This window comes from Pseudoxanthomonas winnipegensis (assembly GCF_004283755.1).
In the GTDB taxonomy this organism is placed as follows: Bacteria; Pseudomonadota; Gammaproteobacteria; order Xanthomonadales; family Xanthomonadaceae; genus Pseudoxanthomonas_A; species Pseudoxanthomonas_A winnipegensis.
Genome location: NZ_SHMH01000008.1, coordinates 207,263 through 232,220 on the forward strand (window position 1 = coordinate 207,263; position 24,958 = coordinate 232,220).

The following is a 24,958-nucleotide window of genomic DNA, read 5'->3' on the forward strand; positions in this document are numbered from 1 at the left end:
GGCGTGGGGGCGCCCTCCGTTCACGGCGCGCCGCCGACCGCTCATCGGTGTCGCGGGCGCGCTCCTGCCGTTGCTTGCCCGCGCTGCGTGCCGGCGACACATGGCGCAAAAGATGGACATCGGCCGCGGCCTGGCCGGGATTAGCGTGCGCCCGCGCTCGCCAAGCCGTGGAGGTGCCCGGCTCGTGCGCAGGGGGGGCATGCCGGTGGATGCTTGCGAACGGTTCGGAAGGGGTGCCAGGGCCTGGCGCGCGGGAGGATGGCGCGGTGGGAGCGCGGGCTTCACCCTGCTCGAGCTGATGGTCGTGGTGGTGGTGCTCGCCATCCTGGCGGCCATCGCCTTTCCCAGCTTCAAGTCGGTCATCCAGCAGACCCAGCTGACGACCCAGGCCAATTCGCTGGTGGCAGGGCTGGCCCTGGCCCGCTCCGAGGCCATCCGCACGATCCAGGCGTCCGGGCTGTGTCCCAGCACCGACGGCAGCAGCTGCGCGGCCAGCTGGTCCGGCGGCTGGCTGGTGTGGGACGACACCAATGGCGACGGAGTCCTGAGCGCGGGCGAGCCGGTGGTGCGCTACGAGGCCGGCAACGACCGGCTGCAGCTGAGCGGGACCGGCGGGGCGGTGGTGAACTTCGATTCGCGCGGGCGCCGCGCCTCCGGCGTGGATCAGGTGCTGAGCCTGCAGCCGGTGGACTGCGCGAGCGGCGCGGCGGGACTGCGCCGCGACATCACCGTGGCCGCGACCGGCTCGGTGAAGGTGGTCTCGGGAGCCTGCTCGTGAAGGTTGTGACCTTTCCGGTGAGTGCCCGCGCTCGAAACCAGGGCGGCTTCACCCTGCTGGAGGTCCTGATCGCCCTGCTGGTGCTGGCGGTCGGGCTGCTCGGCTTCGCGATGCTGCAGGTGGTCAACGTGCGCTACACCGAGAGCGCCAACTACCGCACCAAGGCCACGCAGCTGGCCGACACCTTGGTGGACCAGGTGCGCGCGGATCGCAAGTCCGTCGCGGCCTACGCCACCACGTATACCGGGACCGCCGACGCCAGCGCCTGCGCGCTGGCGACCGGGGCGATGACCGCGGCGACCTTCAAGACGCTCTGGCAATGCCAGCTGGGTCGCGCGCTCGGGGCCGATGCCTCGGCCACCGTCACCCAGACGCCCAGCGGCGATGCGACGACGCTGACGGTGTCGATCAGCTGGACCGACGATCGCGGCAACGCCGCCTCGACTGGCCAGCAGGTCTTCAGCACGAGCACGACGCTATGAGCCGCCTTCGCCGGACATCGCGTTCCAGGCAGGCGGGCCTGTCGCTGATCGAGCTGATGATCGCCCTGCTGATCGGCTTGCTGCTGCTGCTGGGCGTGGTGCAGGTCTTCTCGGCCTCCAGCAACGCCTATCGCCTGGCCAAGGCGCAGGCGCGCCTGCAGGAGGGCGGGCGCTTCGCCATGGACTACCTGAGCCGGGACCTGCGCATGGCCGGGCACATGGGCTGCAGCAGCGACACCATCCTGACCCGCGACGGATCCTCGCTGCTGACCACGCGCACCACCTTCGGCGCCGGCGCCGACGCCGCGCTGCAGTTCAACTTCGCCGTGCGCGGCTATGGGGCGAACGGGACCACGCCGGGGACCACGGTGACCCTGAGCAGCACCCCCACCGTGGGCGGCAGCTTCACCCCGGCGCTGCCCGCGCAGATCGCCGCCGCCTTGACCAACCGCGTCGCCGGCAGCGACATCCTGGTGCTGCGCTATCTAGAAGGGCAGGGCCTGCCCATCGCCACGGCGGTCAACGGCGCGACCCCCACGTTCGCCATCTCGCCCAGCGCCGCGGACTGGACGCTGTTCAAGGGCGGCATCGCGGCGCCAGGCCTGTTCGGCATCACCACCTGCGACAACGCCATCGTCTTCCAGGCCGCCGCCGTGTCTCCGGCGGCGAGCGTGTCGGTGGGGGCGACCGCGCTCAATGCCGGCCTGGCCAACGTCAACTTCAAGTTCCCGCAGGGGGCCGAGCTGTATCGCGCCGAGAGCGAGGTGTACTACGTCGGCCTCAACAGCCAGACCCAGCGTCCCTCGCTGTATCGGGTCCGCTTCACGGCCGCGCCGGGCGGCGCGCTGACCACCCAGTCCGAGGAACTGGTCGAAGGCGTGGAGAACATGCAGCTGCTCTACGGTCAGGATCAGGCCTCCGGCACCACGCCCAGCGGTGCGGTGACCCAACTGCTGACCTCGGCCCAGGTCGATGCCTCGATGGGCGATCCGGAGAAGGCCTGGCGCCGGGTGGTCAGTGTGCAGATCGGGCTGGTGATGGCCAGCCCGGAACCTGCGTCGGCCACCCAGGCCACGGCCGACAACCGCCTGACCACCCAGGGCGTCACCTTCATCACGCCGGACGATGCGCGCGCGCGCTCGGTCTACCAGTCCACCGTCACGTTGCGGAACCGCCTCTATGGAAACTGAGCGCAAGCTCCGTGCGCCGCGCACGCCGGGCCGGCAGGCCGGCGCGATCCTGTATGTCGCCCTGGTCATGCTGTTGCTGCTGGCCCTGCTGGGGCTGAGTGGCATGACGGTGGCCTCGATGCAGGAAAAGATGGCCTCCAACTACCGCCAGTCCGATCTGGCCTTCCAGAACGCCGAGGCGCAGGCCAGGCAGAAGGAGGCCGCGCTGAAGGCCTCGGCCCTCTCCGTAACCAAGGACAGCACGGCCTGCACCTTCGATGCCCTGGCGTGGTCGCGCACGCAGGGCGCCGCCAATGCGGTGTACGTGCGTCGCCTGGTCTGCGACGCCACCACCGGCACCTCGAGCAACCTGGGTGCCACGCTCGACGCAAGCTCGGTCGGCAGCGCCTACGAGATCACCTCGCTGGCCGTCGACACGCCCTCCAGCCCGGCCGCGACCGCGGTCGTCCAGACGATCTATATCCCATGACCTCCCCGGACCTGCCCGCCCGCGCTCCGCTGCGGCTGTTGCGCGCCGTGGCCGCGATCGCGCTGCTGCTGATGGTGTTCATGCCGCTGCTGGCGTCCACCAGCGACTTCGCCATGTCGCAGAGCCCGATGTATCTGGGCGACAGCGAGCCGCCGCTGATGATGATGGTGATGTCGCGCGACGAGCAGCTGTTCAACCGCGCCTACTCGGATTACACCGACCTGGATGGCGACGGGCGGATCGACACCACCTATACCGACACCTTCAGCTATTCCGGCTACTTCGATCCCAATCTCTGCTACGCCTACACCGGCTCGGTGTTCAAGGCGACCGCCGCGGCCAGCGGGGCCAATGCGCACCAGTGCGCGGGGACCTGGTCGGGCAACTTCCTCAACTGGGCCACGATGAGCCGGCTGGACCTGCTGCGCTATGTGCTGTACGGCGGCAAGCGCAGCACCGACACGGTCGGCGGCAAGGGCGCCTACCAGACCATCCTCGAGCGCTCCTATGTGCCCAACGACCTGCATGCCTGGGTGAAGGTGTATTCGGGCAGCGACATCGGCCAGTACACGCCGTACACCTCCACCATGTCCTTCTGTAACGCCTCGCTGTCGGTCGGCGGGGCGCCGCTGATGCGCGCGGCCGCCGGCAGCTACACCGAATGGGCGGCCACCTCGAACAGCCAGTGCACGGTGGGCTCGACCACCGACGACCCGAGCAGCGTGAAGCAGGATTTCAGCGTCCGCGTGGACGTGTGCGACAACAGCGATGCCAGCCTGCGCGAATCGTTCTGCCGCAGCTACAGCGACGGCACCTACACCTACTACCGGCCTGCCGGGCTGCTGCAGCAGTACGGGGAGAGCGGCAAGCTGCGCTTCGGCCTGATCAGCGGTACCTACGACCAGCCGCGCGCCGGCGGCGTGCTGCGCCGGAACATCGGGCGCTTCGCCGGCAACGGTACCAGCGCCTGCGCCACCGGCGATGAGGTCAACACCCAGAACGGGCGCTTCTGCTACCTGATCAGCACCGCCGCCGGCGACGAGGGCATCGTCAAGGCGGTGGACAACTTCACGATCAGCTACAAGAACGGCGCCAGCACGGTCGGCTGGACCGGCTCGGTCTGGAACGACTGCGGCACCTACGGCATCCTCAACCGCAACGGCTATCCCGCCGGCGCCGGCAACGGCTATCTGAACGACCCGGGCAACAGTTCCGGCTACGCCTGCAGCGCCTGGGGCAATCCGCTGGCGGAGATGTACGGCGAGGCGCTCAAGTACATCGCCGGCGGCAGCAAGACCGCGGCCTTCGGCACCAACAGCAGCGCCGACAGCGCGCGCAGCATTCCGGTGGGGCTGACCTGGAAGGATCCCTACGGCGCGGCCTCCGGCAACGGATTGGGCTATTCCTACTGTTCCAGCTGCAGCATCCTGGTGCTGTCCTCCGGCGTGCCTTCGTTCGACAGCGACGAGATCCCCACCGTCACCGGCAGGAGCAGCAGCCTCAGCCTGGATGCGGACTCGGCGACCAAGACCGTGGGCGATGACGAGGGCATCACCGGCGGCAGCTATTTCGCCGGTCGCATCACCAATACGCTGGCGGTGGGCGCGCCCGCGGACACCTATGCCGACTACTGCCAGTCGCAGACGGTGACCAGTCTGGGCAAGGTGCTGGGCCTGTGCCCGGATGCGCCTTCCACCGAAGGCAGCTACCGCATCGCCGGCCTGGCCTTCAAGGCGGCCACCACCGACCTGCGTCCGGACCTGGTGGGCAGCAACGGCAAGACCGCCAGCTACAAGAACGTGGTGCGCACCTATGCGGTGCAGATGGCCGAGAGCCTGCCCACCTTCAGGATTCCGGTCGGTGGCTCCTTCATCACCATCTCGCCGGTTTGCCAGGCCAACAACAATGGCTCGGCTACCGCGACCAGCAGCGGCTGGCGCACCTGCACGCTAGGCAACATCGGCGCCGGCAAGACCGCCTCACAGGTCTCGCCGCGCTATGTCTATGGCCGCGACCTGCAGTACGACGGCAGCGGCAATCTGGTCGCCGGCAGCTACAAGATCGTGTGGGAGGACTCGCTGTGGGGCAACGACCACGACAACGACGTGGTCACCATGCTCAGCTTCTGCGTGGGCAGCGCCTGCACCAGCACCGGCGGCGTCAACGATGCGACCTATGCCGGCTACGACATCTGCTGGCGCTCGGATTCAACCCTGTGCACCGGCAGCGGCGACAAGCCGGCGGTGGGTGGTGGCCAGATGATGCTGCGCGTCGAGCTGCTGTCGGCCTATGCGGGCAACGCGCTGCTCTCCGGCTTCACTGTGACCGGCTCCGGGGCCGACGGCACCTACCGCGATCTGCTGCGCCCGGGCAGCAACGATGGCTCCTACCTGACCGCCACTAGCGCGCAGTACGGCCGGTGGAGCCGGCCCAAGGTCTATCTGTTCAATACCGGCAGCGGCAATACCGGCGTGCTACAGAACCCGCTGTGGTTCGCGGCCAAGTACGGCAACTTCACCGACCGCAACGGCAACGGCAAGCCCGACGCGGGCGAATGGGACAGCGCTACCAGCGGCACGCCGGATGGTTACTTCCTCGCGCGCGATCCGACCAAGCTCAAGACGCGCCTGCAGCAGATCTTCGATTCGGCCGCCAGCAGCGCGGTGGCGGTGTCCGGCAATTCGTCCAGCAGCAGCATCGACAGCAACGCGTTCTCGGTCTACGCCTCGTTCGCGGCGGGCAGCGACAACGACTGGACCGGCGATGTCATCGCCACCTCGCTGCAGACCAAGGCCCGGCTGTGGTCGGCGGCCAACAAGCTCGACGCCGTCGCCAGCCCGGACACCAGCCGCAACCTCTTCACCGCGATCGCGCCGACCCTGATCCGGGGCGATGGCAGCGTCAGCATGGCGGTCAAGACCGGCGCGCTGGTCTCGACCAACATCCCCGGCGGCTCGCGCACCGCGCAGATGGCGGCCCTGGGTCTGAACACCGGCGACAGCGATACCCAGGCCTGGCTGGGCAGCACCACGGTCGACAGCCTGCTGGCGTATCTGAAGGGGCAGAGCAACAGCACGCTGCGCACGCGTTCCTCGCGGCTGGGCGACATCGTCAATTCCGGCCCGGTGGTCTCGCTGCCGACCGACGACTACGGCTATGGCGCGGCCTGGGGCTCGACCACGTGACCGGCCTGGCCACCAGCTACAAGGCCTTCCTGACCAGGAAGGCCGGCCGCACGCCGGCCGTGTACGTGGGGGCCAACGACGGCATGCTGCACGGCTTCGACGCCAGCACCGGCAACGGCGGCAATGAGCTGTTCGGCTTCGTGCCCTACAGCGCACGCCAGCATCTGGGCGAACTGGCCGACCCGGTGACTAGCACCACCAACGCCACCAGCGGCTTCCAGCATCGCTATTTCGTGGACGGCCCGGTGTCGGTGGGCGATGCCTACTACGGCGGCGCCTGGCGCACCGTGGCGATCGGGTCGACCGGCGCGGGCGGTGCCAGCGAGACCAACGCCGGCACGCTGCCGCAGGGCTCGGTGTTTGCGCTGGACGTCACCGATCCCACGGCGGTCAGCGCGGCCAGCGTGCTGTGGGAGCTGTCCGGCCAGAACGATGCCAATCTGGGCCAGGTGCTCGGGTCGGCCGTGGTGGTGCCGGTCAAGACCAGCAGCGGCGTGCGCTTCGTGGCCATCTTTGGCAACGGCGCCAATTCGGTGAACGGCAACCCGGTGCTGTACGTGGTGGATGTCGGCACCGGCCAGGTGATCAGCAGGCTGGCCCCGACCGCGGGCGCGTACCTGGGCAAGAACGGCATCGTCAACGTGGCGGTGGCCGCGCTGGGCAACGGCCAGGGCCTGGCCGACACCGTCTATGCCGGTGACCTGCGCGGCAACGTGTGGAAGTTCGATCTCAGTGCCACCGATCCGACCGCCTGGTCGGTGGGGTTCGGCGGCAAACCGCTGTTCAGCGCCGTCGACGCGCAGGGCAACGAGCAGCCGATCACCGGCCATCTGCTGCTGAAGGAGGCCGCCTCCGGCGCCGGCGGGGTCATGGTGTACTTCGGCACCGGCCGCTACTTCGTCAACGGCGATGCCTCCAGCGTCAGCGTGCAGAGCCTGTACGGCATCCAGGACAACCTGAGCACGCCGGTCGGCGGCCGCTCGGCGCTGGTCGGGCAGAGCGTCACCGCGACCAGCTCGCCCTCGTCCAACTACGCCGCGCGCGCGGTATCGAGCAACCCGGTCAACTACGCCAACAGCCGCGGTTGGTATGTGGACCTGGAGGTCGGCTCGGATGCGCAGGGCGAGCGCTTTATCGGCACGCCCTATCTGCTCAGCGGTGTGGTGTATTTCGCCACCTATACGCCCACGGTGGGCAACAACTGCTCGGGCGGCGGAGAGAACTGGCTGTACGGGCTGGGCGTGCTGACCGGCGGCGGGGCGATGTCGGGACTGACCGACGCCAACGGCAACGCGATCTGCACCGCCAGCTGCGGCGCGGTCAGCGCCAGCGCGTCCTCCAACACCTCGGCCACGGCCACCTCGACCGCGCCGGTGCTGTCGCTGGGTTGGCTGCGCGGCGTGGAAAGCGCGGGCACGCAGCAGACCGGCCAGTGCACGGTCGCCGGCATCGCCAACGGCAGCGTCACCGGCCTGTACGGCAGCGTGCCGTGCGGGCGCCAGTCCTGGCGTCAGCTGAAATAATCCGGGAAGAGAGGCGCAATGAGGATGTCCAGCAAGCACGACCGCGTGCGCGGCTTCACCCTGGTGGAGCTGATGATCGTGGTGGCGGTGGTCGCCATCCTGGCGGCGATCGCCTATCCGTCCTATACGCGCTACGTGCTGCGCAGCTACCGGGCGCAGGCCAAGGCGGATCTGGCCGAGTATGCCGGCCTGGCCGAGCGCTTCCATACCGCCAACAACACCTATCTCGGCTTCGCCCTGCCGAACAACGCTTCGCCGCGCGAGGCCACCAGCCCGCGCTATACCTTGGTGCTGTCCGGTCAGGGCGCCAATACCTTCACGCTCACCGCCACGCCCACGCCGGTCCAGGCGGCGGACAGCTGTGGCGCGCTGAGCATCAACCAGGCCAACGTCAAGACCGCCTCCGGCGACACCGTCGCCAACTGCTGGTAAACGGTTCACCACAAGCCCGGATGGGTCAGGTCGTATCATGGCGACATGAGTGCACGACATGATGTGGTGATCGTCGGCGGCGGCCTGGTCGGGGCCAGTCTGGCGATCGCGCTGGACCGGCTGGGGCGCGATGTCGCCCTGATCGAGGCGACGCCGTCGGGACAGATGCCGGCGGTGTTCGACGAGCGCAATCTCAGCTTCGCCGCGGCCACGGTCAATGCGCTGACCGCGCTGGGCGTGATGTCCCGGCTGCACGCGCCCACCGGCGCGATCCGGCGCATCCACGTCAGCCGCCGCGGCGATTTCGGCCGGGTGCTGCTGGACGCGGCCGATTACGGGCGCGAGGCCTTCGGCCAGGTGGTGGTCGCGCGCGACTTCGGTCAGGCGCTGGAAGAGACGCTGGACGCCTGTTCGCATGTGACCCGCTACCGGCCGGCGCGCTTCGTCGCCCTGGCCGGCCTGGCCGGCCTGGCCGACGGCCTGCGCCGGCTGCGCATCGCCACCGACGCGGGCGAGCAGGAGCTGCGCACGCCGCTGCTGGTCGGCGCCGATGGCAGCGCCAGCAGCGTGCGCGACGCGCTGGGCATCGAGGCGCAGCGTCACGATTACGGGCAGCGCCTGTTCGTGGCGCGCGTGCGCACCAGCCGCGCCCCGGACGGCAGCGCCTGGGAGCGGCTGACCGACGACGGCCCGACCGCGCTGCTGCCGCGCGGCGATCGCCATTACGGGCTGATCCATGCGGTGCGCGAAGACGACGCCGAGGCGGTCGCCGCGCTGGACGAGGCGGCGTGGCTGGCGCGGGTGCAGGCGGTGTTCGGCTGGCGCGCCGGGCGCTTCATGGCCAGCGGACCGCGCAGCGGCTATCCGATCGTGCGCGTGTTGGCCCAGCGCACCGTCGCGCCGCGCGCCGTGCTGCTGGGCAATGCCGCGCAGACCATCCATCCGCTCGGCGCGCAGGGCTTCAACCTGGGCTTGCGCGATGCGCTGACCCTGGCCGAGCTGATCGCCACCGGCGACGACCCGGGCGAGGACGCGCTGCTGGCCGACTACGCCGCGCGGCGTGGTCCGGACCGCGAGCGCACGCTGCGCTTCTCCGATGGCCTGGCGCGGGTGACCAGCAATGCGGCGCCGCTGCTGCGGCCGCTGCGCAGCGCCGGGCTGCTGGCCATCGACCGGATGCCGAGCCTGCAGTCGATGCTCGTTGGCGGGGCGATGGGCTTCGCCGGCGACGTGCCGGCGCTGTGTCGGGAGGCGGCGCCATGAGTCGCCGCGCGCGCAGCGATGTGATCGTGGTCGGCGGCGGCGTGGTCGGCGCGGCCTGCGCGCTGGGCCTGGCCCAGCGCGGGCTGGAGGTGGTGCTGATCGAAGGCCAGGCGCCGTCCCCCTGGTCGGCGCAGGCGCCGGACCTGCGCGTCTACGCCTTCGCCCCGGACAACGCGGCCCTGCTGCAGCGCCTGGGCGTCTGGGACGCGGTGCGCCGCGCGCGCGCCCAGCCGTACCGCCGCATGCGCGTGTGGGATGCGGCCGGCGGCGGCGAGCTCATGTTCGACGCCGACCGCCTGGGTCGACGCGAGCTGGGCTGGCTGATCGAACACGGCCTGCTGGCCGACCGCCTGTGGGCCGCGCTGCCCGCGGCCGGCGTGCAGCTGCGCTGCCCGGCGCGGGTGGAGGCGATGGAACAGGACGCGGCCGGTGTGCGCCTGACCCTGGACGACGGCGCGCGGCTGGAGGCCCGGCTGGTGATCGCCGCCGACGGCGCGGCCTCCACCCTGCGCGCGCTGGCCGGGCTGGGCACGCAGGGCCACGACTATCGCCAGCGCGGCGTGGTCGGCTACATCCGCACCGAACGCCCGCACGAGGACACCGCCTGGCAGCGCTTCCTGCCAACCGGGCCGCTGGCCGTGCTGCCCTGCACCCAGGGGCGCAGTTCGATCGTGTGGACCTTGCCGCAGGCCGAGGCCGCGCGCGTGCTGGCGCTGGAGGAGGACGCGTTCTCGCGCGAGCTCACCCAGGCCTTCGCCGGGCGGCTGGGCGAGATGGTCATCGACTCGCCGCGCGCGGCCTTCCCGCTGCGGCTGCAGCTGGCGCGCCAGTACGTGGAGGGCCGCCTGCTGCTGGTCGGCGACGCCGCGCACGCGGTGCATCCGCTGGCCGGGCAGGGCGTCAACCTGGGCCTGCGCGACGTGGCCGGGCTGCTGGACAACGTGGCCAAGGCCCAGGCGCGGCAGGCGCCGTGGGACGGTGCGCACCGGCTGCAGCGCTGGGCGCGCATGCGCCTGAGCGAGAACGCCTTGGCCGCCTACACCTTCGACGGCATCAACCGCCTGTTCTCCACCGACGAGCTGCACACCACCCTGGCGCGGGGCCCGCTGCTCGGCCTGGCCGGCAGGCTGCCGCCGCTGACCGATCTGCTGTGGCGACGCGCGGCGGGGCTCTGAGGCGGCGCTGCTGTTGGTAGAGCGGAGCTTGCTCCGCTGTTCTTCGGCCAGGTCGCTTGGAAAAGCCTCAGCGGAGCGAGCTCCGCTCTACAGGCAGCTCCTTCAACCCGCCCTCGGCGGTGGGGGCGATGGCCTTTGCGCCGAGACTGTTGAGCGCGTTGCGGGGCGCGGCAGTGCTCCAACGCGGCGCTGCTGTTCGTAGAGCGGAGCTTGCTCCGCTGCTTTTCGGCCGGGTCAGGTGGAAAGCCTCAGCGGAGCAAGCTCCGCTCTACCGGCAGTTCCTTCAACCTGCCCTCGGCGGTGGGGGCGATGGCGTCGGCGCCGAGACTGTTGAGCGCGTTGCGGGGCGCGGCGGGGCTCTGACGCGGCGTTGCTGTTGGTAGAGCGGAGCTTGCTCCGCTGTTTTTCGGCCAGGTCGCTTGGAGAGCCTCAGCGGAGCGAGCTCCGCTCTACAGGCGTTGGCATCTGCCGTCCGCTGGAATTACGGCAGGAACGGGAACACCAGCTTCAGCAGTCCCTTCAGCCCGCCCTCGGCGGTGGAGGCGATGGCCTTGGCGCCCAGGCTGTTGAGCGCGTTGCGGGCATCGACCCAGCGCAGCTTGGTGACGTCCTTCTGCAGCAGGTCGGCCACCTCGGCCGCGGTCGGCTGCAGCTTCTTCAGCTCGCGCGTGATCGCGGCCGGGTCGGGCTGCAGATAGCCCCACTTCTCGGCGATCTTCAGCAGCGTGTCGAAGCGCACCGCGACCACCTCACGGTTGCGCTCGTACACCGGCAGCGCGCCGACCTCGAGGATGGCCTGCTCGAACTGCTGCGCATCGTCGGGATGCTCGACGCGGATGGCGAGAAAGCCCTCCTTCTTGGCGCGCTCGCTGACGTGCTTGGCGCCCGAGCGCAGGTTGTCCTCGGTCAGCACCGTGGCCACGATCCGCTGCAGGGCCGCGTCCGGTTCCTCGGGCACCAGGGCGCGCCAGCGCGCATAGCCGTCGCGGCGCAGGCTCTTGACCCGCGTGGCGGTGATGCGCAGTTGCAGCGCGGCGGCGGCGTTGGAACTGTCGCGCGGGATCGCGCCATCGCGCTCGAGCAGCACGAAGGTCAGCAGTTCCAGGTCGCGCTTGTTCAGCGAGCCGAAGCCCTGCATCAGCGACAGGCGCAGGAACTCCTCGGCGAACCCGGCCGGGTCCTTGAGCTGGATCGGTTGCATGGCGCGGCCCTCCCTTTGACGTCGAAGCCAGCATCGCATGCGGCGATTGCAGCGGCTGAGACCGTCGGGGCGGGCGATGAGGAGCCGAGCGAAATGGGCAATGCGTCAAGCCACGCGCCAAACACCGTGGCTCGCTGCTACCTCGCTGCGTTCACTTCTCGCCCTTGGAGGCGAACACCGTGATCTCCTCACGGTCGTGATACAGCTGCTTGGCGCGCAGGGTGCGCAGGCCGCCGGATTGAGTGCGCAGGATCTCCAGGCACAACACCGTCTCGTCCCAGCGCTTCTTCATCGGCAGCTTGAGGTTGAACACGCTGTGCCGGCACCAGCCCTCGCGCAGCCAGGTGGCCATGCGCTCGGCCACGCGGCGCGGCTGCTCGACCATGTCGCAGACCATCCAGTCCAGCGGCTGGGCGGGCTTCCAGTGGAAGCCGTCGGCGCGCACATGGGTGACCAGGCCGGTGTCGAGCACGTGCTGGCGCAGCGGGCCGTTGTCGATGCTGGTGACCTGCAGCTGCTGGCGGGTGAGCACCCAGGTCCAGCCGCCCGGGGCGGCGCCCAGGTCGGCCGCGCGCATGCCGGCGCGCAGCAGCGCGGCGCGCTCGTTGGTATCGAGCAGGGCCAGGAAGGCTTCCTCCAGCTTCAGCGCCGAGCGCGACGGCGCCTCGGGCAGCAGGCGCAGGCGCGGGATGCCCAGCGGCCAGGGCGCGGCGTCCCCGGGCCGGGCCAGGCCCAGCAGCGCGTGATCGCCGCCGACGAACAGCACGTGCAGGCGCGGCAGCCGCGGGTCTTCCTTAGGGCTGAGCAGGCCGGCCTTGCGCAGCGCCGGACGCAGCGCATTGCCGAAGCTGCGCGCCAGCCCGGCCAGCGGCTTGGCGGTGTCCGAATCGGGGTGCTCGACCCACACATCGCCGAGCCGGGGCAGGCCGTCCAGCGCGGCCAGCATCGGCGTGATGCGGTCCGCCGGGTCCAGCCCGCGCAGCTCGGCGATCAGCGCCAGCTTCTGGCGCGCGAACACCAGCGTGCGCCAGGGCAGGGCCTCGGCCAGCCCCGCGTCCTCGCAGGCGAAGACCGCATAGCCGTCGTTGCGCTGGGTGCGCGCATAGCCGGCCAGCCCGGCCTCGGCCGCGCGCTGGGTCAGCTCGGCCGCCAGCTCCGGCTCGAAGCCCTGGCGGCAGTAGCACAGCAGGCCGCTGGTCTTCATGCCTGCCTCCGGCGTGCGCGCGGCTGCGAGCCGGCCGTTGCGTGGCCGCTCATGGGCCCGGCGCCTGCAGCGCCAGCCGCATCAGGAGCTGGTCCTCATCCACGCCGTCCCGGCGCACGGCGCACGGTTCGATCCCGTAGACAGCGAAGCCGGCCTGCTCGTACAGGCGGCGGGCCGGCAGGTTGCCGGCGACCACGGTCAGCAGCAGCGCCTCGATGCCGCTGTCGCGCGCCTGCGCGATCAGGTGCGAGAGCAGGCGGCCGGCGATGCCCTGGCGGCGATGCGATGCGCGCACCACCACGCTGCGAACCTCGGCGACGTGGCGCCGCGCCCGCCGCGAGAAACGCACCGTGCGCATGAAGCCCACCAGCCGCTCGCCGTCGAAGGCGCCGGCATAGCGGATATCGGCATCGGCCAGCTCAGCCTCGAACTGCACCACCGGCGTGGCCTCGATCTCGGCGGCCGTCGACAGGAAGGCCTCGGGCGTTTCCTGCAGCCCGGCCACGCGGCACGCCTTCAGCGCGGACGCATCGGCCACCGTGAGGGGGCGGATCGTCACGGCCGAGCGGACGCGGGCGGCGGCTGCGTTCGCGGACATCGAAGCGATGGTCTTCAGTACTGCGGGCCGTGCTGGCCGTAGTGGGCCAGCACGGCGCGGGCGTCGTCGCGGTGCAGGTCGCGCACGACCTCGATGCCGCGCTTGCCCAGCTCGCCGACCCAGTCGGCCGGCAGCGGGCCTTCGTCGAAATCGGTCAGCGATTCGACATCCTCGGCGCGCGCGCCGATCAGCAGCCGGTCGATGCCGGCCCACACCGTGGCGCCGAAGCACTGGCAGCAGGGCTGGGCCGAGGTGGCCAGCGCGACCGGGCCGGACAGCACCGCGTTGAGGCGGAAGCTCTGCGTGCGCTGCTGGGCCAGCATGTAGGCCATGTTCTCGGCATGGGCCAGCGAGGTGTTGTGCGGCACCACGCGGTTGACGCCGGCCGCGACGATGCGGTCGCCGTCGAACACCACCGCGCCGAACGGGCCGCCGCTGGCGTGCTCGACGTTCAGCCGCGACAGGGTGATGGCCAGCGCCACCTTGTCGGCATCGCTGGCGTAGGCGCGACCCAGGTCCACGGCGTCGTGGACCCAGGCGGGCAGGGTGAGATGGACCTGGGCGTAAAGCATCAGCGGATCTGCAGCGGTGCGGGGGCGGGAGAATTCAGGCTGCCGGCGCCGTCGCCCGCCGGCTGGCAGGTGCCGGCCTGGCACTGGCAGGCGCTGATCGGGCGGAAGCCGCAGATGCCCATGCGGCCGCTGGCCTGGCACTGGGCCTGGACCGCGGCCGGGTCGGTGGGGCTGTCCACATTGACGCAGGCAGGTAGTTCGCCGCAGCAGCTGCCGATGTTCTTGACCACGCACTGCGCATCGCTGGTGCACTGGGTCTGGACCTTGGCCGGCGTGCTGGGGGGGCGCGAAGGCGCGGGCGTGGCGTTCGAGCCGCTCTGCGCGCTGGGAGTCGGGGCCGGAGCGCGGTTGGCCGGCACGGCCTGGGTATTGGCCGGCGCGGCGCAGCCGGCCAGCAGCGCGGCGGCCAGCAGCGGGGCGAGCAGGGCGCGCCAGGTGCGCATCACGCCTGCGCCGCCCAGGTGTCGCGCAGGGTCACGCTGCGGTTGAACACCGGCTTGTCCGGGGTGTGGTCGCGGCGGTCGGCGACGAAGTAGCCGGTGCGCTCGAACTGGAACGACTGCTCCGGCGCGGCCTGGGCCGCGGCCGGCTCCACGAAGCCGGCGACCACGCGCTTGGACTCGGGGTTGAGGTAGTCGCGGTAGGTCTTGCCCTCGCTCTCGTCGTCCGGCTTGGCCACCGAGAACAGGCGGTCGAACAGCCGGATTTCCGCCGCCACGCCCGCCTGGGCATCGACCCAGTGGATCGTGCCCTTGATCTTGCGGTTGGCGCCTTCCATGCCCGGACGCGACTCGGGATCGAGCGTGCCGTGCAGGGCGACGATCCGGCCATCGCCGTCCTTGATCACCTCTTCGCACTTGATGATGCCGGCGCCGCGCAGGCGCACTTCGCCGCCGGGCACCAGGCGCTTCCAGCCCTTGGGCGGCACCTCGGCGAAATCCTCGCGCTCGATCCACAGCTCACGCGAGAACGGCACTTGGCGCGTACCGACGGCCTCGTCCTTGGGGTGGTTGGCGAAGGTCAGCGACTCGGCGTGGTCCTCGGGCAGGTTGGTCAGCACCAGCTTGAGCGGGTCGATCACCGCCATGCGCCGCGGCGCGCTGGCGTCCAGGTCGTCGCGCAGGCAGCCTTCCAGCACCGAGAAATCGATCACCGAGTTCTGCTTGGAGATGCCGACCCGATCGACCAGCAGGCGCAGGCTCGCCGGGGTGTAGCCGCGGCGGCGCAGGCCCTGCAGCGTGTACATGCGCGGATCGTCCCAGCCTTCGACCAGGCCCTCGGTGACCAGCGTGGTCAGCTTGCGCTTGCTCATCACCGTGTAGTTGATGTTCAGGCGCGAGAACTCGATCTGGCGCGGCCGGTCGGCTTCCTTGGGGAAGCCCTTGTCCAGCAGCGGCTGCAGCAGCTCGGGGTGGCCGACCAGGTCGACCTTCTCCACGCACCAGTCGTACAGCGGGCGATGGTCCTCGAACTCCAGCGTGCACAGCGAATGGGTGATGCCTTCCACCGCATCGCTGAGCGAATGGGCGAAGTCGTACATGGGGTAGATCGGCCAGGCGTTGCCGGTGTTCTGGTGCTCGACGTGCTTGATCCGGTACAGCGCCGGGTCGCGCAGGTTGATGTTGCCGCTGGCCATGTCGATCTTGGCGCGCAGCGTGCGCGCGCCGTCGGGGAACTCGCCGGCGCGCATGCGGCGCAGCAGGTCCAGGTTCTCCTCCACGCTGCGCTCGCGCCAGGGCGAGTTGCGGCCCGGCTCGGTCAGCGTGCCGCGGTATTCGCGCACCTGCTCGGCGCTGAGGTCGCAGACGAACGCGTCGCCCTGCTGGACCAGCTTCTCGGCGGCCAGGTAGAGCACGTCGAAATAGTCCGAAGCATGGCGCAGGTTGGCCCAGTCGAAGCCCAGCCAGCGCACGTCGTCCTGGATGGCGGCGACGAACTCGGGGTCTTCCTTGGCCGGATTGGTGTCGTCCAGGCGCAGGTTGCACACCCCGCCGAACTCGGCCGCCACGCCAAAGTCCAGGCAGATCGCCTTGGCGTGGCCGATGTGCAGATACCCGTTGGGCTCGGGCGGAAAGCGCGTGCGCACGCCCTGGTGGCGGCCCTGGGCCAGGTCCTCGCGCACGATCTGGCGGATGAAATCGCGCTTCTCCGCCGGCGCCTGGGCGTCGGGGGCGCGGGTTTCGGGCGCGGAATCGGCGGAAGCGGCAGGCGTATCGGACATGGGCAGCGGCAAGACGAGATCCAAACGCCAAGTCTAGCCCAAGCGGCCGCAGGCCCTCTGCCTGAAGTCTCGCGCTGCGCGCGCCGTGGGCGCTGCAGTCGACGCCTTGTTTGAGCCCTGCGGGAGCTTGGTGGAGGCTCGGTGGGAGCCGCCATGGCGGCGATGAGGCTCTACCCAGAGGGCTTGGAGACGTTCGATAAGGCCCCATCGCCGCCATGGCGGCTCCTACCTGTAGAGCGGAGCTTGCTCCGCTGGGGCTGTCCCCGCGAACCGAACGAAAAGCAGCGGAGCAAGCTCCGCTCTACAGGCAGGCCGCTGCGAGGTTTGAGGAGACAGAGCGGCACATCGACAGGCCACCCGCCGCGCCGGGCGTATGCTCGCGGCCAATCCCGCCTTGCTGGAGGTCCGCATGCAAGTGGCCTATCGCGCCGACAACCTGTTCGATGCCCATCTGGCGCGGCATGCGCTGGAAGACGCGGGCATTCCGGCCTTCGTGTTCGGCGAATCGCTGCTGGGCGCCGGCGGCGAACTGCCGCTGTTCGGCGTGCTGCGCGTGTGCGTGCCCGACGTGGCCCTGCCGCAGGCCCGCGATGCGCTGCAGGCGGCGGGCTTGCTCGACCCGCCGTCCGACCCCATCTGTGGGGATCTGGACGCTCCCGACCTGCTGCCGGCCTAGCGCCGGCCGTCCGCGCGGCGTCCAGGCGCCCCCGGAGCGCGAAGACAGGCCCCGCGCCGCCCGCCATCCACATCGTCGCAAGGAGGTTTCCCATGCTCGAGTCCCTCACCAGCCGCCTCGGCATCGGCGCGTTCAAGCAGCGCCTGCCGCGCGCGGAAGAAGCCCTGCCGGGCCGTCAGACCCCGCTGCCGCTGCGCAATGTGCATTTCGTCAACGGCCAGCCGCTCAAGGGCGAGTTCCCGGGCACGGAGACGATCGGTTTCGGCATGGGCTGCTTCTGGGGCGCCGAACGCAAGTTCTGGCAGCTGCCGGGCGTGGTCACCACGGCGGTGGGCTATCAGGGCGGCTTCACGCCCAACCCGACCTACGAGGAAAGCTGCACCGGCATGACCGGCCACGCCGAGGTCGTGCGGGTGGTGTTCGACCCGGCCAAGGTGTCGCTGGACGAGGTGCTGCGCACGTTCTGGGAAAACCACGATCCCACCCAGGGCATGCGCCAGGGCAACGACCGCGGCACCGAGTACCGCTCGGCCATCTACTGCGAAACCCAGTCCCAGTACGACGCCGCGCTGGCCAGCCGCGACGCCTACCAGCAACGCCTGGGCGAGGCGGGCTACGGCCAGATCACCACCGAGATCGTCTACCCGGCGCCGCCGTTCTACTACGCCGAGGACTACCACCAGCAGTACCTGGCCAAGAACCCGGCCGGCTATTGCGGCCTGGGCGGCACCGGCGTGAGCTGCCCGATCGGCCTGGAGGCCTGATCCGTCCGCTGGCCGGATCGCGTGCGCGTCATCGGCCGCCCATGCCGGTGACGCGGCTCAACCGGGGCTGACCTGCGCCGCCTCAAGGCGGCGTTGGTGTCATCGAGCCCTCGAGTTCTCCGTCATGACCACGCGCCGCCCGTACCGCCACCTTGGCTTCTTCTTCCTGGGCTTGCTGGCACTGGTCCTGGCCGGCTTCACGCCGCGTATCCCGGACACGCCGTTCTTCGGCTATCTCAGTCGCGCGCCGGACTTCGCGGGCGTGCCGGCCGCGGTCCACTTCCACGCGCTCGTCTGCGTCGCCTGGTTTGCGCTGCTGATCGTGCAGCCCTTCCTGATCGAGGCGGGCAGGCCGCGCGTGCACCGTTGGCTGGGCTGGGCTTCCATCGCGCTGGTGGTCCTGTTCGCGGGCAGCGTCGGCTGGCTGCAGTGGCGACGGTTTTCACCGGGCCTCCTGTTCGATCCGGCGTTCTTCGTGGCGTTCTACGCGCTCGCGCTGCTGTACCGGCGCCGCTTCTTCCGGCACGTCGCCTTCGTGGTCGCTGCCGCGCTGATGGTGGCCCAGCCTGGTCTGGCGCGGCTGGGGATCCACCTGGCCGGCGGCTTCGCGGGCGTGATCTACACGATGATCGCGCTGTATCTGGCGATCATCGTTTTCTGGCTGCATGCCCGCTTCGCCTATGGGCGGCCGTTGCTGCGCAGCCCGTTTCTCGTGGTCCTGGCGATGTTCATGCTGGACCACGCGCTGACCTTCGCGGTCGGCTGATTTGGGGCCGCGCTGAGCCTGTCGGTCAGGTCAGTCGGCGAACTCCGCGGCGAACATCGCCTCCACGCCGGCGATGTCGTCCTCGCGCTCGGGATGCAGCAGGCGCAGGCAGGCCGTGGCGAAGCTGACCGGGCTGGTGCCCGGCGCGGTGACCACGCCGTCGGCGCTGACCACCTTCTCCTCGCGGTAATGGGCCTGCCCGGCGTAAACCGGGCCCAGGTGCTCGGTCAGGAAGGCCAGCGCATTGCTGGTATGCGGCCGCGTGTCCAGCAGCCCGGCGTAGGCCAGGGCCAGGGTGGCCCCGCAGATCGCGGCGACCGGGCGCTGCGCGGCCACGCGCTCGCGCAGCAGGCCGCTCAGGCCGGGGATCTCGCCGGCCTGCCACTGGTCCGAACCGGGCAGGATCCACAGGTCGGCCTCCAGCGGCGCCAGGTCGGACAGGGCAAATTGCGGGACGATCTGCAGGCCGCCGATGCTGGTCACCGGCTTGCCGTCGATGCTGGCGCTGAGCACGGTATCGCCGAACCACGCCCGCGCCGCCGGCAGGACCACGCCGATCTCCCAGTCCGCCACGCCATCGACCATCACCACCGCGATCGTGCCCATTGCCGCCTGCGCTCCGTCATAAGGTTGGAGGCCGAGTGTGGCAGGGCCATGCAGGCACGCAAGTGACCGGTCCGCGCCGCGGCGGCGTGCGCCCGACAGGCGATGCCCTAGAATGGCCGCATGTCCCTGCAGACCGACACCCTGGCCAATCAGCTGCTGATCGCGCTCCCCGCGCTGGACGATCCGCATTTCGCGCGCAGCGTGGCGCTGATCTGCCAGCACGACGACGAGGGCGCCATGGGCGTGGTCGTCAACCGCGCCTCGGAGTACACGCTGGGCGAGGTCCTGCAGCAGATGAACCTGCACACCAGCGACGAGGCGCTGCGCAACCGCGTGGTGCTGTACGGCGGCCCGGTGCATCCCGAGCGCGGCTTCGTCCTGCACGATGGCGGCGAGGACTGGGATTCGACCATGCAGATCGGCGCCGGCCTGTACCTGACCACCTCGCGCGACATCCTGGAGGCCATGGCCCGCGGCGACGGCCCGGCCCATGCCGTGGTCGCGCTGGGCTGCGCCGGCTGGGGCGCCGGGCAGCTGGAGTTCGAGCTGGGCGAGAACAGCTGGCTGACCGCGCCGGCCGACGGCGAGCTGCTGTTCGACCTGCCGCTGGATCAGCGCTGGCAGGCCGCCGGCGGCCGCATCGGCGTGGACATGACCCGCATGACGGATTACAGCGGACACGCATGAAGACGGCGGCCGGACACCGTGCCCCAGGGCGCCGTCCGAGACCGGCGGCGCCGCACTTTCCGATCCCGGAGCGCCGATGAAGCTGGACGGTACCGTCCTGGGCTTCGACGTGGGCGCACGCCGCATCGGCGTGGCCGTGGCCAGCGCCTTCGGCACCGGCGCGCGCGCGCTGGCGGTGGTCGATGTGCATCCGGGCGGGCCGGACTGGGCCGCCATCGACAAGCTGCGCGGCGAATGGCGCCCGGACGGCTTCGTGGTCGGCGACCCGATGACCCTGGACGGCGGCGACCAGCCGATCCGCAAGCGCGCCCAGGCCTTCGCCCGCGAGCTGCGCCAGCGCTACCAGCTGCCGGTGGTGCTGGTGGACGAGCGCTCCAGTTCGGTCGAGGCCGCGCAGCGCTTCGCGGTCGACCGCGCGCAGGGGCGCAAGCGCAAGCGCGACGCCGCGGCGCTGGATGCGGTGGCCGCGGCGGTCATCGTCGAGCGCTGGCTGGCCGCCCCGCAGGACGCCACGCATGTGCCATGAGCGCCCGCGCGCGGGCAGGCGCGGTGCCGAGCGCCTGATTCCTTCCCGCCGCGCGCCGCGCGCGCGGCTCCTTCGCCTCACCATGAGCACACCATGAGCCAACTGGATTCCAACGGACGCCTGCTGCACCTGCTGACCCTGGAGGGCCTGCCGAAGGACACGCTGTGCCGCATCCTCGACCGTGCCGGCATGATCCGCGACACCGCGCTGGGCCGCACGCACAAGCGCGACACGCTGGTCGGGCGCACGGTGTGCACGCTGTTCTTCGAGCCCTCCACGCGCACGCGCAGCTCGTTCCAGATCGCCGCCCAGCGCCTGGGCGCGGATGTGGTGAACTTCGACGCCTCGACCTCCTCGGCGCGCAAGGGCGAGACCGCGCTGGACACCTTGCGCAACCTGGAGGCGATGGGCGTGCGCGGCTTCGTGGTGCGTCACCCCGACGACGGCGCCGCGCAGATGCTCGCCGCACACGCGCACGAGGGCACCACGGTGATCAACGCCGGCGACGGCCGCGCCGCGCATCCCACCCAGGGCCTGCTGGACGTGCTGACCATCCGCCAGGCCAAGGGCCCGGATTTCTCCAAACTCAAGATCGTGATGGTCGGCGACATCAAGCATTCGCGCGTAGCGCGCTCGGACCTGCATGCGCTGCGCACGCTCGGCGCCACCGACATCACCCTGTGCGCGCCGGACACGCTGCTGCCCGGCGGCGAGGTGTGCGACGGCTGCCGCACCACCGGCGATTTCGACGCCGCCCTGGAGGGCGCCGACGTGCTGATGATGCTGCGCCTGCAGCGCGAGCGCATGGAGGAAGGCCTGGTGACCTCGCTGGAGGATTACCACCGCGACTACGGCCTGACCGCCGCGCGCCTGAAGCGCGCCGCGCCCGAGGCGGTGGTGCTGCATCCGGGCCCGATCAACCGCGGCGTGGAGATCACCGACGAGGTGGCCGACGGCCCGCAGTCGCTGGTCCTGCGCCAGGTCGGCAACGGCGTGGCCATCCGCATGGCCGTGCTGGAGATGCTGCTGGGCTGAAGGCCCCAAGCGGTTTGGCCGCGCGCGCCGCATGGCGCGCGCGGCCGGCAAATCAGCGCCGCTGCAGTCGGTAGACCGTGGTGTGCAGCGCGGTCATGCCGTCGGCGGCGAAGCGCGGCTCATCGGCCAGGATCTCGCGCCGCTCCAGCGGCGCGATGGTCCAGTGCGCGGCATAGCGGGCCTGGACCTCGTCCGCATCGACCGAGAACGGCGGGCCGGCGCGCTCGTGCTGGGCGTATTCCAGCGTGATCAGCAGCGCCCGGCAGTGCGCCGGCAGGCGCCCGTAGACCTCGTCCACGTAGCGGGCCCGCAGCGGTTCGGGCAGGGCGATCAGCGCGGCGCGGTCGTAGACGCCGGCGCAGTCGGCCAGCAGTCCGGCATCGACATCGAATACGTCACCGCAGATCAGCTCGATGGCGCCGGCCGTGTAATGGGTGCCGTAACGGGTGACGCGCGTCTGCGGCGTCAGCCCGTGCTCGGCGAAGAACTGGGCGACCGCGAGCGGCGACAGCTCCAGGCCCAGCACGCGGTGGCCCTGCGCGGCCAGCCAGGCCAGGTCCAGCGACTTGCCGCACAGCGGCACGAACACCTGGCTGCCGGCGGCCAGCTGCAGCGCCGGCCAGTGCTTTTCCAGCAGCGGCATCACCTTGTGCTGGTGAAAGGGGATCTGGTTGTCCTGCCATTTCTGAAGCCAGAAGTCCGGTTGCATTCAAAGCTCCTCGGTCGGCAGCGCGATCAGGTCGGTCGCGCCCACATCGATGCCCGCCTGGAACAGCAGCGTGCTGGCCTGGCCGCGATGATGCGTCTGGTGGTTGAAGAAATGCAGGACCAGCTGTCGCCAGGAACGCGTGAACGTCTTGCCGGCGGTATTGCGATAGACCAGCTCGCCCTCCAGCCGCGCCTCGGTGAGCGTGCCGGCCCACTGCGCGATGACCGCATCCAGCGCGGCCCGGTAGCGCTGCAGCTCGGCGAAGGAACCCGCCAGCTCCTGCCGAAGTGAGGTCGGCAGCGGAAAGGGCCGCAGCGCTTCGCGCAGCGCCGAGGCCGCTTCCGGCTGGGCGAAGCGGTGCAGCCAGATCGTGTCGCCCACGGCGATGTGGTTGAGCGTGGCCTGGATGGAGCCGAAGAAGGCGCCGCGATCCTGGCGCAGCGCCGCCTCCGGCAGCTGCGCCGCGGCCTCGTACATCCGCCGGTTCATCCAGCGGTTGTACGCGGCCATCAGGACGGCGGCGTCTGGCGTCATCACTTGGTCCTACTGGACATCCAGCCCGTCCACCTTCTGCCGCGCCGCGACCAGGGTCAGTCGCAGCGAAGAAGAACGCGCCGCTGCGCGCCAGAATGGTGAACTACTGGACATCCAGGCCGTCGACCTTCTGCCAACCGCGCGGCAGCAGCATCCCGCGTGTAGCACGCGTCCCGGTGTACAGATCCAGGTCCTTGAACGACAAGGTCATGGTGCGCGCGCCGCTGTGCACCGCCAGCGTGCCGCCGGGGCCGATGGCGGCGATGGCGACCACGCGTTCGGTGGCCAGCTTGGCCTTGGGGATGTCGATCAGCTTGTTGCCCTTGCCCTTGTCCAGCTCGGGCAGGTCGCTGGCGGCGATCGCCAGCAGGTTGCCCGCGCTGGTCACCGCGACGATGCGGTCGGTGGCCGGGTTGGCCACCAGCGCCGGCTGCAGCACCTTGGCGTTGGGCGTGAGGTTGAACATCGCCTTGCCGGCCTTGTTGCGGCTGGTGAGGTTCTCGAAGCGGGTGACGAAGCCGTAGCCGTGCGAGGAGGCCAGCACGAAGCGGGTGTCGTTCTCGCCCGAGGCCAGCGCCTGGAACGAGGCGCCGGCCGCCGGCGAGAAGCGCCCGGTCAGCGGTTCGCCGTTGCCGCGCGCCGAGGGCAGGGTGTGCACCGCGGTCGAATACGCGCGCCCGGTCGAATCCAGGAACGCCACCTGATGGTTGCTGCGCGCGCGCACCGCCGCCAGCAGGCCATCGCCATCGCGATAGGACAGCTTGGCGGTGTCGATGTCGCCGCCCTTGGCCGCGCGCACCCAGCCCTTCTCCGAGACCACCACCGTCATCGCCTCGCTGGCGACCAGCTCGGTCTCGTCCAGCGCCTGCGCGGCCTGGCGGGCGATCAGCGGCGAGCGGCGCTCGTCGCCGAACTTCTTGGCATCGGCCAGCAGCTCGTCCTTGACCAGCTTCCTGAGCTTGGTCTTGGAATCCAGCGTGGCCAGCAGCTTCTCGCGCTCCTTGGCCAGCTCGTCCTGCTCGCCGCGGATCTTCATCTCCTCCAGGCGGGCCAACTGGCGCAGGCGGGTCTCCAGGATGTAGTCGGCCTGTTCCTCGGACAGCGCGAAGCGCTGGATCAGCGCCGGCTTGGGCTCGTCCTCGCTGCGGATGATGCGGATGACCTCATCCAGGTTGAGGAAGGCGGTCAGCAGGCCTTGCAACAGGTGCAGGCGGCGCTCGACCTTCTCCAGGCGGTGCTTGAGGCGGCGGGTGACCGTGTCGTAGCGGAAGCCCAGCCATTCGCTCAGCAGCGACTTGAGGTTCTTGACCTGCGGGCGACCGTCCAGGCCGATGATGTTGAGGTTGACCCGGTAGCTCTTCTCCAGGTCGGTGGTGGCGAACAGATGGCCCATCAGCTGGTCGGCATCGACGCGGCTGGAGCGCGGGATCAGCACCACGCGCACCGGGTTCTCGTGGTCGGACTCGTCGCGGATGTCCTCCAGCCAGGGCAGCTTCTTGGCGCGCATCTGCGCGGCGATCTGCTCGATCACCTTGGACGGGGAGACCTGGTAGGGCAGGGCGGTCACCACGATGTTGGCGTGCTCGCGGGTGAAGGTCGCCCGGGCGCGCACGCTGCCGTTGCCGGTCTCGTACATCGCGCGCAGGTCGGCCGGCGCGGTGATGATCTCGGCGGTGGTCGGGTAGTCCGGGCCGCGCACGTGCTCGCACAGATCGGCCACGGTCGCGTCGGGATCGTCGATCAGGCGGATCAGCGCGCTGACGATCTCGCCCAGATTGTGCGGCGGCACGTCGGTGGCCATGCCCACGGCGATGCCGGTGGTGCCGTTGAGCAGCAGGTGCGGCAGGCGCGCCGGCAGCCAGGTCGGCTCCTCCAGGGTGCCGTCGAAGTTGGGCGACCAGTCGGTGGTCCCCTGGCCCAGCTCGCCCAGCAGCACTTCGGCGATCGGGGTGAGCTTGGACTCGGTATAGCGCATGGCCGCGAACGACTTGGGATCGTCGGACGAGCCGAAGTTGCCCTGGCCATCGATCAGCGGATAGCGGTAGGAGAACGGCTGGGCCATCAGCACCAGCGCCTCGTAGCAGGCCGAGTCGCCGTGCGGGTGGTATTTGCCGATGACATCGCCGACGGTGCGCGCCGACTTCTTCGGCTTGGCGGCGGCGCCCAGGCCGAGCTCGCTCATCGAATAGATGATGCGGCGCTGGACCGGCTTGAGCCCGTCGCCGATGAAGGGCAGGGCACGGTCCAGGACCACGTACATCGAGTAGTCCAGGTAGGCGCGTTCGGCATACTCGCGCAGCGGGATCTGTTCGAATCCGTGGAAGGTGGGGCGGATGGCGTCGTCGGTCATGCGGCACTGCGG

General features: G+C 70.5%; 25 protein-coding genes. 15 read left to right on the forward strand and 10 right to left on the reverse strand.

Features of this window, described 5'->3' with window-relative positions:
- Positions 1–199: 199 nt before the first annotated feature.
- From EAT51_RS16280 to EAT51_RS16315, 9 genes are read left to right on the forward strand one after another with little or no spacing between them, the layout of a single operon-like run.
- Positions 200–778, forward strand: a complete 579-nt coding sequence (locus EAT51_RS16280; protein ID WP_130519222.1) for a GspH/FimT family protein — start codon at positions 200–202, stop codon at positions 776–778.
- Positions 775–1,260: a type IV pilus modification protein PilV gene (pilV, locus tag EAT51_RS16285; protein WP_228257966.1), complete on the forward strand. Its 486-nt coding sequence runs from the start codon at positions 775–777 to the stop codon at positions 1,258–1,260. Before EAT51_RS16280 ends, pilV begins: the two co-directional genes overlap by 4 nt.
- Entirely contained in the window at positions 1,257–2,450 is a 1,194-nt protein-coding gene (locus EAT51_RS16290; protein ID WP_130519220.1) for a PilW family protein, read from the forward strand. The genes pilV and EAT51_RS16290 overlap by 4 nt, the downstream gene beginning before the upstream one ends.
- Complete coding sequence (locus tag EAT51_RS16295; protein ID WP_130519218.1) at positions 2,440–2,919, forward strand: pilus assembly PilX family protein; 480 nt, start codon at positions 2,440–2,442, stop codon at positions 2,917–2,919. Before EAT51_RS16290 ends, EAT51_RS16295 begins: the two co-directional genes overlap by 11 nt.
- Positions 2,916–6,104 carry a pilus assembly protein gene (locus EAT51_RS20340; RefSeq protein ID WP_165421967.1) on the forward strand — a complete coding sequence of 1,063 codons (3,189 nt, stop codon included), beginning with the start codon at positions 2,916–2,918 and terminating at the stop codon, positions 6,102–6,104. The genes EAT51_RS16295 and EAT51_RS20340 overlap by 4 nt, the downstream gene beginning before the upstream one ends.
- A complete protein-coding gene (locus tag EAT51_RS16300) occupies positions 6,101–7,627 on the forward strand; it encodes a pilus assembly protein (RefSeq protein ID WP_165421966.1) in 1,527 nt (508 codons plus the stop codon). The genes EAT51_RS20340 and EAT51_RS16300 overlap by 4 nt, the downstream gene beginning before the upstream one ends.
- Before the next feature lie 18 nt (positions 7,628–7,645).
- Positions 7,646–8,059: a type IV pilin protein gene (locus tag EAT51_RS16305; RefSeq protein WP_130554036.1), complete on the forward strand. Its 414-nt coding sequence runs from the start codon at positions 7,646–7,648 to the stop codon at positions 8,057–8,059.
- 45 nt (positions 8,060–8,104) lie between these two features.
- Positions 8,105–9,322 (forward strand): 2-octaprenyl-6-methoxyphenyl hydroxylase, encoded by a 1,218-nt coding sequence (ubiH, locus tag EAT51_RS16310; protein ID WP_130519212.1) that lies wholly within the window; start codon positions 8,105–8,107, stop codon positions 9,320–9,322.
- Complete coding sequence (locus EAT51_RS16315; RefSeq protein ID WP_130519210.1) at positions 9,319–10,497, forward strand: UbiH/UbiF family hydroxylase; 1,179 nt, start codon at positions 9,319–9,321, stop codon at positions 10,495–10,497. The genes ubiH and EAT51_RS16315 overlap by 4 nt, the downstream gene beginning before the upstream one ends.
- Positions 10,498–10,978: 481 nt before the next feature.
- Here EAT51_RS16315 and EAT51_RS16320 read toward each other — a convergent pair whose 3' ends face one another.
- The 6 genes from EAT51_RS16320 to EAT51_RS16345 all read right to left on the reverse strand — a co-directional run bounded on the left by EAT51_RS16320 (position 10,979) and on the right by EAT51_RS16345 (position 16,293).
- Complete coding sequence (locus EAT51_RS16320; RefSeq protein ID WP_130519209.1) at positions 10,979–11,698, reverse strand: hypothetical protein; 720 nt, start codon at positions 11,696–11,698, stop codon at positions 10,979–10,981.
- Between the two features lie 151 nt (positions 11,699–11,849).
- Positions 11,850–12,902: a 23S rRNA (cytidine(2498)-2'-O)-methyltransferase RlmM gene (gene rlmM / locus EAT51_RS16325; RefSeq protein WP_130519207.1), complete on the reverse strand. Its 1,053-nt coding sequence runs from the start codon at positions 12,900–12,902 to the stop codon at positions 11,850–11,852.
- A 49-nt stretch (positions 12,903–12,951) separates the two neighbouring features.
- Positions 12,952–13,461, reverse strand: a complete 510-nt coding sequence (locus EAT51_RS16330) for a GNAT family N-acetyltransferase (protein WP_228257968.1) — start codon at positions 13,459–13,461, stop codon at positions 12,952–12,954.
- A gap of 53 nt (positions 13,462–13,514) precedes the next feature.
- Positions 13,515–14,072 carry a nucleoside deaminase gene (locus tag EAT51_RS16335; RefSeq protein ID WP_130519203.1) on the reverse strand — a complete coding sequence of 186 codons (558 nt, stop codon included), beginning with the start codon at positions 14,070–14,072 and terminating at the stop codon, positions 13,515–13,517.
- A complete protein-coding gene (locus EAT51_RS16340) occupies positions 14,072–14,515 on the reverse strand; it encodes a hypothetical protein (RefSeq protein WP_130519201.1) in 444 nt (147 codons plus the stop codon). Before EAT51_RS16340 ends, EAT51_RS16335 begins: the two co-directional genes overlap by 1 nt.
- Complete coding sequence (locus EAT51_RS16345; RefSeq protein WP_130519199.1) at positions 14,515–16,293, reverse strand: glutamine--tRNA ligase/YqeY domain fusion protein; 1,779 nt, start codon at positions 16,291–16,293, stop codon at positions 14,515–14,517. Before EAT51_RS16345 ends, EAT51_RS16340 begins: the two co-directional genes overlap by 1 nt.
- 409 nt (positions 16,294–16,702) lie before the next feature.
- Here EAT51_RS16345 and EAT51_RS16350 point away from each other — a divergent pair, with 409 nt between their 5' ends.
- The 3 genes from EAT51_RS16350 to EAT51_RS16360 all read left to right on the forward strand — a co-directional run bounded on the left by EAT51_RS16350 (position 16,703) and on the right by EAT51_RS16360 (position 18,499).
- Positions 16,703–16,969 (forward strand): putative signal transducing protein, encoded by a 267-nt coding sequence (locus EAT51_RS16350; RefSeq protein ID WP_130519198.1) that lies wholly within the window; start codon positions 16,703–16,705, stop codon positions 16,967–16,969.
- 92 nt (positions 16,970–17,061) lie between these two features.
- On the forward strand, positions 17,062–17,733 hold the full coding sequence (msrA, locus tag EAT51_RS16355) for a peptide-methionine (S)-S-oxide reductase MsrA (protein WP_130519196.1): 672 nt from the start codon (positions 17,062–17,064) through the stop codon (positions 17,731–17,733).
- 124 nt (positions 17,734–17,857) lie between these two features.
- The gene (locus EAT51_RS16360) at positions 17,858–18,499 is read left to right on the forward strand and encodes a hypothetical protein (protein WP_130519194.1); all 642 of its coding nucleotides are present in this window, start codon (positions 17,858–17,860) and stop codon (positions 18,497–18,499) included.
- A gap of 30 nt (positions 18,500–18,529) precedes the next feature.
- Here the strand turns inward: EAT51_RS16360 and EAT51_RS16365 are convergent, their stop codons facing one another.
- Positions 18,530–19,105: a type 1 glutamine amidotransferase family protein gene (locus tag EAT51_RS16365; protein ID WP_130519192.1), complete on the reverse strand. Its 576-nt coding sequence runs from the start codon at positions 19,103–19,105 to the stop codon at positions 18,530–18,532.
- Positions 19,106–19,225: 120 nt separating this feature from the next.
- Between EAT51_RS16365 and EAT51_RS16370 the strand changes: the two genes are divergently transcribed.
- The 3 genes from EAT51_RS16370 to EAT51_RS16380 all read left to right on the forward strand — a co-directional run bounded on the left by EAT51_RS16370 (position 19,226) and on the right by EAT51_RS16380 (position 21,353).
- Positions 19,226–19,792 (forward strand): YqgE/AlgH family protein, encoded by a 567-nt coding sequence (locus EAT51_RS16370; RefSeq protein ID WP_130519190.1) that lies wholly within the window; start codon positions 19,226–19,228, stop codon positions 19,790–19,792.
- A 76-nt stretch (positions 19,793–19,868) separates the two neighbouring features.
- The gene (gene ruvX, locus EAT51_RS16375) at positions 19,869–20,318 is read left to right on the forward strand and encodes a Holliday junction resolvase RuvX (RefSeq protein ID WP_130519188.1); all 450 of its coding nucleotides are present in this window, start codon (positions 19,869–19,871) and stop codon (positions 20,316–20,318) included.
- Between the two features lie 93 nt (positions 20,319–20,411).
- On the forward strand, positions 20,412–21,353 hold the full coding sequence (locus EAT51_RS16380) for an aspartate carbamoyltransferase catalytic subunit (protein ID WP_130519186.1): 942 nt from the start codon (positions 20,412–20,414) through the stop codon (positions 21,351–21,353).
- A 52-nt stretch (positions 21,354–21,405) separates the two neighbouring features.
- Here the strand turns inward: EAT51_RS16380 and EAT51_RS16385 are convergent, their stop codons facing one another.
- The 3 genes from EAT51_RS16385 to parC all read right to left on the reverse strand — a co-directional run bounded on the left by EAT51_RS16385 (position 21,406) and on the right by parC (position 24,946).
- On the reverse strand, positions 21,406–22,062 hold the full coding sequence (locus EAT51_RS16385; protein WP_130519184.1) for a thiopurine S-methyltransferase: 657 nt from the start codon (positions 22,060–22,062) through the stop codon (positions 21,406–21,408).
- Positions 22,063–22,596, reverse strand: a complete 534-nt coding sequence (locus tag EAT51_RS16390) for a DinB family protein (protein ID WP_130519182.1) — start codon at positions 22,594–22,596, stop codon at positions 22,063–22,065.
- A gap of 103 nt (positions 22,597–22,699) precedes the next feature.
- Positions 22,700–24,946 carry a DNA topoisomerase IV subunit A gene (gene parC / locus EAT51_RS16395; protein ID WP_130561840.1) on the reverse strand — a complete coding sequence of 749 codons (2,247 nt, stop codon included), beginning with the start codon at positions 24,944–24,946 and terminating at the stop codon, positions 22,700–22,702.
- Positions 24,947–24,958: the final 12 nt, after the last annotated feature.